The following is an 8,181-nucleotide window of genomic DNA, read 5'->3' as shown; positions in this document are numbered from 1 at the left end:
CAAGCCGGGCAAGGAGCCGCGGGTGGGTGACGAGTTCGTGCTGCGTACCGGTTTCGACGAACGTACCGTGGTAGTCACGGCGCTGGTTTCGAGAACGGCGCTGTACCTGTGGGAGCGGGCTTGACCCGCGATGAGGCCCTCAAGCCCGACCTCAGTTCGAACAGGCGGTGGCAACGGGGGATGCCTGCTACCTGGTATGGCCGGTGGGCAGTGCGTGGCGCGAGAGCATCGAGCGATTGCGGGTGTACCTGCTGGCCTCTTCGCCGGCAAGGCCGGCTCCTACAGACGGCGCAACCTTGTAGGAGCCGGCCTTGCCGGCGAAGAGGCCCGCAAGAGCGACCTCAGAACCGCGTCGTGGCACTCACCCCGAACGTCCTGCGATCCCCCCGCGCATCCCACGCCACATCGAACGGCAGCGGCACGCTGTCGGTCTTGTACTGCTTGTCGGTGAGGTTGTTCACGTAGGCGGTGAAGTCCAGGTCATATTGCCCGCCCACATGGTACGTGGCGCTGGCATTGCCCAGTGTGTAGCCACCCTGCGACACGCTGTGGTCGGCCTGCGCGGTGGGCAGAAAGAAGATCCGGCTCTGGTAGCGCCAGTCGGTGCCCAGGGTGATGTCGTCGCCGTTCTCCAGCGCAATGCGATAACTGCCCCCCACCGCCAGCGTGCGCGACGGCGAACGTGCAATGCGGTTGCCCGAGTAGTCCACACCCCCCGATTCGAAGTCCTGCAACTCGGTATGCAGCAGCCCCAGCGAGCCATGCAGTTCCAGGTTGGCCAAGGGCAGCGCCTGCAACTCGAACTCGGCACCGCGTATCACGCCCTGGCCGCTGTTGGTCAGCAACGACACCACCTGCCCGTTGCGCACCGACACCGCGTTCACCTGGATGTCCGAATAGTCGTAGTAGAACACGTTGGCATTGGCGATCAGGCGCTCGTCGAACCACTCGCTCTTGACCCCCAGTTCGTAGGCGTCGACGTTCTCCGGCGCCACCACCGAGGCTTCGGCCTGCACCTGCGCCCCGCCGCTGAAGCCGCCGGAACGAAAGCCCTTGGCATAACGAAAGTACACCCGCGCGTTGTCGTTGAGCTGGTATTCGGGGGTGAAGTCGTAGGTCAGCTTGTTCCAGGTGCGTTTCTCGTCCTGCACCACCGTGGTCGCCAGCGGCCCGCTGTAATGCTTCCACCAGTCGTTGCGGTTGCTGAAGTCGACACTGGCAGCATCCGGCGCGGCCACCCGGCGCAGGTCGATGTCCTTTGTTTCGCGGGTCCAGCGCAGGCCGGCGGTGAAGCTCAGGTCGTCGGTGGCCTGCCAGGTGCTGCTGCCGAACAGCGCGAAGCTGTCGGTCTTCTGGCCGATGTCGGTACGCCCGAAGTCGGCCACGCCGAAGGCCTGGTTGTAGGCTTCGGGGAACAGCGCGTTGCTGTTGTGGCTGTCGAGCTGTTCGTGGAACAGGTGGGTGCCGACGATCCAGCTCACCGGCTGGTTCTTCGCCGACGACAGGCGCAGCTCCTGCGACACCTGCTTCCAGCGGTCGTCGTTATAGCCACGGCCGAACTCGTAGATGCTCATGTTCGGGCTCTGGGCCTTTTCGTGCACGTCGTCGAAGGCGGTGATCGAGTCCAGCTGCAGCTCGCCCAGGTCCCACTTGAGCGCCAGTTGCAGGCCGTTGTGCTCGATGCGGTCATCGGCCTTGCCGGTGAAGGCGACCTTGTCGGAGGCAGGCTTGGGCGCAGGCCCGAACAGCGTGCTGCCGCCCGGCCCGGCACCCCAGGCGCGGGCCACGATACCTTGCCCCTTGTAGTCACGGGCGTGCAGCTGCAGGGTGGCCTGCAGGTCGTCGTTGACCTGGGCCAGCAGTTGCAGGCGCAGGGCCTGGTCGTGGATGTCGCCGGCGGTATGGCCATCGACCTCGTTCTTGAGCTGGCCGTCGCTGCTCTGGTCGATGAACGCCACCCGCGCGGCCAGGCGGTCCTTGACCAGGGTATCGCCGTAGGCACCTTCGTACAGGCGCGAATTGTAGTTGCCCAGGTCGAGCTTGAAGTAGCCGTTGGCGCCGTCTTCGAAGCTTGGCTTGCGCGACACGAAGTTGATCGCGCCACCGGTGGTGTTCTTGCCCCACAGCGTGCCTTGCGGGCCGCGCAGCACCTCGACGCGCTCCATGTCGTAGAGCGGGAAGCCGGTGGCCACGTGCGGGTCGATGTACACGTCATCGGTATAGATGCCCACCGGGTACACGGTGGTCGAGGCCATGTCGCCCGAGCCCATGCCGCGGATGTACCAGCGCGGGCGCTGGTGCCCGGCGAACTCGGGGGCGATGGCGTTGGGCACGTTCTGCAGGGCCTTGCCGGCACTGAAGCCGCCGCCGCTGCGGTCGATCTGGCGGTCACTGACCACCGAGATCGCCGAGGGTACGTCCTGTACCGATTCTTCGCGCTTCTGCGCGGTCACGGTGACGGTGGGCAAGGCGTCGGCGGGCGGTGCGGCGGCCAGGGCGGCGGTGCCGTGCAACGTGGCGGCAATGGCCAGCGCAAGGGGTAGATAGGCGGCAGGGGCAGGCATGGCGGGGGTTCCGATGAGTCAGGGTAAGCGGACTATCGCAAGCAGCGTGCCAATGCTTTATGTAGTTGAATTCTATGAATTTTATGGATTATTCGAACAGCGACTGCTGACCAGGCAACAGTGTGGCAGCAGCGGGTTGTGTGCTGGGCATCAGGGCTGCTTGCGCAGCCCATCGAGGGCCAAGCCCGCTCCCAAAGTGATCACCGCCACCCTGCAAGAGCGGGCTTGACCCGCGAAGCTTTTACCAGTCGTAGGTCAACTCAAGCGCCGCCGTACGCTCCTGACCGTAATAGCAGCCAAACGCATACACGCACGTCGACACATACTCCCGGTCGAACAGATTCTGCACGTTCAGGCTCGCCTGCAGGCCCTTCAACCCCAGCTGCGCCAGGTCGTAGTTGATCGTTGCGTCATACACCACGAACGACGGTGTCTTGAAGGTGTTCGCCGAGTCCCCGTAGTTCTTGCCGGTGTACCTGGCCCCTGCCCCTACTGTCAGCCCGGCCAGGCTGTCGTCGAAATGCCAGGCCACCCAGCTGCTGGCCGACCACGGTGCCTGCGCCGCGTTGCGGTTGCCCTCGTCGCCGTCGGCGCTCTTGGTGCGGAACGAATCCAGGTACGACAGCGCCAGCAGCAGGTCCACCTGCCCCATGCTGCTCTTGGCCTCCAGTTCGATACCGCGCGAGCGGATCTCGCCATCCTGGGTCTGGTACATCGGGTCGTCGCGGTCGGTGGTCAGCACGTTCTTCTGCTTGATCTGGTACACCGACGCCGTGATCAGGGTGTTGTCCTGCGGCTGGTACTTGACCCCCACTTCATACTGCTCGCCCTCGATCGGCTTGAACGAACTGGCACCACGCGCCGGTGAGCTCTTGCCCACCGACGGCATGAACGATTCGGCATAGCTCACATAGGGCGCCAGGCCGAACTCGGTGACGTAGGTCAGGCCCACTCGCTTGGTGAACTTCTTGTCCTTCTGCGGCACCTTGCGCTCTGCCGGGCTTTGCGCCAGCAGGTCACGGTTCTCGACCTCGGCCCAGTCCTGGCGCCCGCCCAGGGTCAGGATGAAGCGGTCGAAGCGGATCTGGTCCTGCACGTACAGGCCGGTCTGCTTCACCGTGTTGTCCCACTTGGTGGTCAGGGTCGGCACGCCGTCGGTGTGGTAGTTGGTGGGGTTGTACAGGTCGATGATCTCGGCGTTGTAGAGGTTGTAGCCCTGGTAGCGACGGGTGAACTTGCGGTAGTCCACGCCGCCCAGCAAGGTGTGCTCCAGCGCCCCGGTGCTGAACGTGCCCTCCAGGTTGTTATCGATGCTGTAGGTGGTGTTGTGCTGGCGCCAGTCCAGCTTGGTGCGGGTGGCGCGGGTATCGTCGACCACGCCGTTGGCATCGGTGACGAAGCGGTTCAGGTAGAAGCCGCGGTAGCGATCGTTGACGTCGATGTAGCGTGCACTCTGACGAAACTTCAGGTTGTCGTTGAACACGTGCGCCAGGTCGTAGCCGAACACCTGCTGGTCGCGGGTGTAGGCGTTCCAGTCGCTGTCGCCCAGGAACACGTCGCGGTCGATATGCTGGCCGCGGCTGTTGCGATACAGCGTGCCGATGACCGGCAGCGCCTGATAGTCCGCCGCGCCCTTGTCGCGCTGGATCTGCGCGTAGGCGGTGAACTCGGTCTGCTCGTTTGGCGCCCAGGTCAGGCTCGGCGCGATCAGCGTGCGCGACTCGTCGGCATGCTCGACCTGCTCGTTGCCGCTCTTGGCCAGGCCCACCAGGCGATAGCTCAGGGTCTTGTCGGCGTCCAGCGCACCGCCCACGTCGAAGGCACCCTTGACCCGGTCATAGCTGCCATAGCTGAGCTTGACCTGATGATGGTCCTCGGTGCCCGGGCGCTTGGACACCAGGTTGATCATGCCGCCCGGCTGGTTCTGGCCGTACAGCACCGAAGCCGGGCCCTTGAGCACTTCGATGCGTTCAAGCAGGTAGGGGTCGATCTGCGGCGCGCCGCCCAGGCTGCCGGCATACGGCAGGTAGGCGCCATCCAGGTACAGCAGGGTCGGCGCAAAGCCGCGGCTGCCGATCTCGTCGGCGATGGTGTTGCGGTCGGTGTAGCCGTTGGTACTCAGCCCCGGCGTATAGCGCAACGCCTGGGTCAGGTTGCGAGCGCCCTGGGTCTGCACTTGGGCGGCGGTGACCACGTTGACTGCCTGGGGGATTTCGAGGATCGGCGTGTCGGTCTTGGTGGCCGTGGCGCTGCGGGTGGCCACGTAACCTTCCACCGGGCCGCGCGCGTCTTCCAGGCTGCGGCCATCGATGGCGGTGGGCGCCAGGTTGAGCGCGGCGCCATCGCTCAACGGGTACAGGCTCCAGGTGCCGCCGCGGGTGCTGCCCAGCCCCAGGCCAGTGCCGGTCAGCGCCTGGCGCGCGGCCTGTTCGGCAGTGAAATTACCGCGTACCGCAGCGGCACGCTTGCCCTCCAGCAGCGCCGGGCTTACCGACAGGGTGTGCCCGCCTTCGCGAGAGATACGGCTGAGCGTCTCGCCCAGCGGCCCGGCCGGCAGGTCGAAACGGTGCACGACACTGCTGGCCGCGATGGCGTTGTCGGCCTGCGCAGGCATCGTCGACAGCGGGCCAAGGGCGATGGCCAGGGCCAGCAGCCCTGGGCGGAAAGTCATGTGTGACATGGTGGCAAGGTGCTCGTTGTAGGTTGGCATTCAACGAGCAAGACCGACGAAAACGCCAACCCCCTCACACCGGGTGCAAAAAAATCAGCGCGCCTCTATTCGGGTCAGCCAGCCGCCGTACTGCTCCAGGCGAATCGGCAAGGTCTCGGCCAATGCGTGCAGGGTGGCATCGCTGTCATCCAGGCTGAACACCCCGAACACCCGCACCTGCGCCGCCTGCGGGCTTGTGCGCAGCAGCCCCGGACGATAGCGGCGCAGCACTTCGACCACCTCGCCCAAGGGCTCGTCGTGTACCACCAGTTGCCCGCTCTGCCAGTCGGCGCGGCTGCGCAGCGACACTGCTTCGGGGTGGATACCCTGCGCATCGAAACGCGCCGCCTGGCCCTGTTCGACAACGCTGCTGGCGCCCCCACGGGTGGTCAGTCGCACGCTGTGCTGCTGCACTGCCACCAGGCTGTGGTCACGGCTCTGGCGCACCAGGAACTGCGTACCCAAGGCACGCGCCTCGCCGTGCGCCGTGGCAATCACGAAGGGCCTCGCGGCATCGGCCGCCACCCTTACCAGCACCTCACCTTCACGTATCAGCACACGGCGCTGCGCAGCGTCGAAGCGAATGTCCACGGCGCTACGCGCGTTGAGCAACAGTTCGCTGCCATCGGCCAGGGTCACGCGCTTGCGCTCACCCGTGGCACTGTGCAGATCGGCAAACAGGCCTTCGAGCGGTGTCAGACGGTTGGCGATGCCGCCTGCACCCAGCCCCAGCAGCAGCATCGCCAGGCCGCCACCCAGCACCTTGCGCCGGCCGTGCACGGGCGCCGCCAGCAAGCTGCGACTGGCGGCCTGGCGCTGGCCGGGGCTGCGCGCTTCGGCTTCTTCGAGGCTGGCCAGCGGCTGGCTGAGCAGTGCATTGACCCGCTGCCAGGCGTGGCGGTTGGCCGGGCTGGCCGACAGCCAGGCTTCGAAGGCCTGATGCCGCGCATCGCCAGGCGGTACCGACTCCAGCCGCAGCAACCAGTCGACCGCCGCCTGGGTGGCCGAATCCACCTTGGGCACGCTCATGGGCCCACCACGCTCAGGCAATGCACAAAGGCGCGGCGCAGGTCGCGCTCCACCGTCGCCAGCGACACGCCCAGTTGCTCGGCTATTGCCGGCTGCGACAGGCCTTCCAGACGATGCAGCACGAACGCCTGGCGCACCCGCAGCGGCAGGCCCGCCAGCAGACGGTCGATGCTCTCGATGGCCTCGCGCACCAGGGCCAGGTCTTCTTCAGAGGGGCTGAAGCTGTCGGGCAGCAAAGCCAGCTGCTCCAGGTAAGCGCGCTCCAGGCTGCGGCGGCGCCACAGGTTACGCAGCAGATGGCGCGCCACGGTGGCCAGGAAGGCCCGGGGCTGCTCCAGCTGTGGCAATTGCTGCGAGCCCAGAGCGCGCACGAACGTGTCCTGGGTCAGGTCGGCGGCATCCTGCGGGCAGTGCAACTGGCGATACAGCCAGCCGCGCAGCCAGCGGTAGTTGTCGCTGTAGAGCGCGGTGAACAGGGCGTTGGGGTCTGAAGGCGTGGGCACGCTGGGCAAATCCGACACGAATGGTAATTTGTCTCATTATCATGTTGATGTTTTGCCGTGAAAGCAATGCTGCCCTGCGACAACGCCTTGATTTAAGGTAGGCCCTTGCTGCCACCCACCAGGAGCCTGCCGATGATCCGCCCCGCCACCGCCCACGACGTTGCACCTGTACAGGCACTGATCGAGGCTGCCTATGCGCTGTACATTCCACGCATCGGTGCCAGGCCGGGGCCGATGCTGGAGGATTACGCCGCGCTGATCGCCCAGGGTCGGGTCGAGGTATTCGAAGAGCAGGGTCAGGTGCTCGGTGTGCTGGTGCTGATCGCCCAGGCCGATGGCCTGTTGCTCGACAATGTCGCGGTAAGCCCGGCCGCTCAGGGCCGCGGGCTGGGGCGACAACTGATGGCGCATGCCGAAGCGCGGGCCCGGCAGCTGGGGCTGGAGGTGGTGCGGCTGTACACCAATGAAGCGATGAGCGAAAACCTGGGGCTGTATGAGCGGCTGGGTTATCGCGAAACCCACAGGGCCGAGCAGGCTGGGTTTCGGCGGGTGTTCATGGAGAAGCGGCTGGGCGACTGAAGTGCCTGGCCGGCAAGGCCGACGCCTACAGGCGTAGCGCTGAACCTGTAGGCGCCGGCCTTGCCGGCGAAGGGGTGTCTCAGTCTTCCAGCGGCTTGGGCGGCGCAGCCGGCTTGGCGGGCTTGGCCGGTTTGGCATGCTTGCCCGGCTTGCCCTCTGGCGCAGGCTCGGCGGCGGGCGCTGCGACCGTCGGCGCCACAATGGCCTTTTCGCTGGCCGGCAACTGGTCGACCGCCGCGAAGATCTGCTCCGGCTCCACCGTGCCGTCATGCTCGATGATGTGCTTCTCGCCGTCCTTGCCCACCAGTACCACCTGGGTGCCCTTGCGCGCGCCCAGGCTGAGTTCGCGAATCAGCGCCATGGTGGTCTGCTGCTCGAGGTTCTTGTCGTCACGCTTGCCGACCATGCCCGCCACGCTGTAGAGCACCAGGTTGCGCTCCTCGAACTTGCTCTTGGTCGCCGGGTCCTTGAGGGCCTCGTTCAAGGTGCGCAAGGTCGGGTCGGCGGTGCTGGGGGCAATCACGATCAGGGGTCTGGACTTGCCCAGGTCAACGGCCAGGGGCGCGTCGTCGGCGAGCAGCGGGCTGGCGACTGCCAGCAGGGTGGCGAAGGTCAGTGACCGAACAAGCATGTGCATCTCCTTCTTGTTTCCATGCACCAAAGACTACAGATCAAAGCGAAAGATCCGAGCGAGCCTAAACGACTGCCCGCATGTGTGGACGTTTACAAAAGTAACTTTCGGTTTCAAGGGTAGCTGTGCATGTGCAGAGGATAGCTGAAGGTCAGGGATGTGTCG

At 65.7% G+C, this 8,181-nt stretch carries 6 protein-coding genes and 1 pseudogene; 2 read left to right on the top strand and 5 right to left on the bottom strand.

Translation table 11 applies throughout. The features are described from left to right. Positions 1-85: pseudogene (locus tag NJH59_RS17900) on the top strand (RNA-binding protein); the annotation flags it as partial. 256 nt (positions 86-341) lie between these two features. Here NJH59_RS17900 and NJH59_RS17895 read toward each other — a convergent pair. The 4 genes from NJH59_RS17895 to NJH59_RS17880 all read right to left on the bottom strand — a co-directional run bounded on the left by NJH59_RS17895 (position 342) and on the right by NJH59_RS17880 (position 6,806). Next, positions 342-2,564: a TonB-dependent receptor gene (locus NJH59_RS17895; RefSeq protein ID WP_253087106.1), complete on the bottom strand. Its 2,223-nt coding sequence runs from the start codon at positions 2,562-2,564 to the stop codon at positions 342-344. Positions 2,565-2,805: 241 nt separating this feature from the next. Then, positions 2,806-5,244, bottom strand: coding sequence for a TonB-dependent siderophore receptor (locus NJH59_RS17890; protein ID WP_253087105.1), 2,439 nt, complete (start codon positions 5,242-5,244; stop codon positions 2,806-2,808). An 84-nt stretch (positions 5,245-5,328) separates the two neighbouring features. Beyond that, a complete protein-coding gene (locus NJH59_RS17885) occupies positions 5,329-6,303 on the bottom strand; it encodes a FecR domain-containing protein (protein ID WP_253087104.1) in 975 nt (324 codons plus the stop codon). Then, on the bottom strand, positions 6,300-6,806 hold the full coding sequence (locus NJH59_RS17880; protein ID WP_043860201.1) for a sigma-70 family RNA polymerase sigma factor: 507 nt from the start codon (positions 6,804-6,806) through the stop codon (positions 6,300-6,302). The genes NJH59_RS17885 and NJH59_RS17880 overlap by 4 nt, the downstream gene beginning before the upstream one ends. A 132-nt stretch (positions 6,807-6,938) precedes the next feature. On the opposite strand from NJH59_RS17880, the gene NJH59_RS17875 reads away from it, so the two are divergent. Beyond that, positions 6,939-7,385 carry a GNAT family N-acetyltransferase gene (locus NJH59_RS17875; RefSeq protein ID WP_043860196.1) on the top strand — a complete coding sequence of 149 codons (447 nt, stop codon included), beginning with the start codon at positions 6,939-6,941 and terminating at the stop codon, positions 7,383-7,385. 79 nt (positions 7,386-7,464) lie between these two features. Here NJH59_RS17875 and NJH59_RS17870 read toward each other — a convergent pair whose 3' ends face one another. Continuing rightward, on the bottom strand, positions 7,465-8,016 hold the full coding sequence (locus NJH59_RS17870; RefSeq protein ID WP_043860195.1) for a DUF4174 domain-containing protein: 552 nt from the start codon (positions 8,014-8,016) through the stop codon (positions 7,465-7,467). Between the last annotated feature and the right edge of the window lie 165 nt (positions 8,017-8,181).

Origin of the sequence: Pseudomonas sp. VE 267-6A (assembly GCF_024126555.1) — a bacterium.
Lineage (GTDB): Bacteria > Pseudomonadota > Gammaproteobacteria > Pseudomonadales > Pseudomonadaceae > Aquipseudomonas > Aquipseudomonas palmensis.
This window is presented reverse-complemented; position numbering and strand designations above follow the sequence as displayed.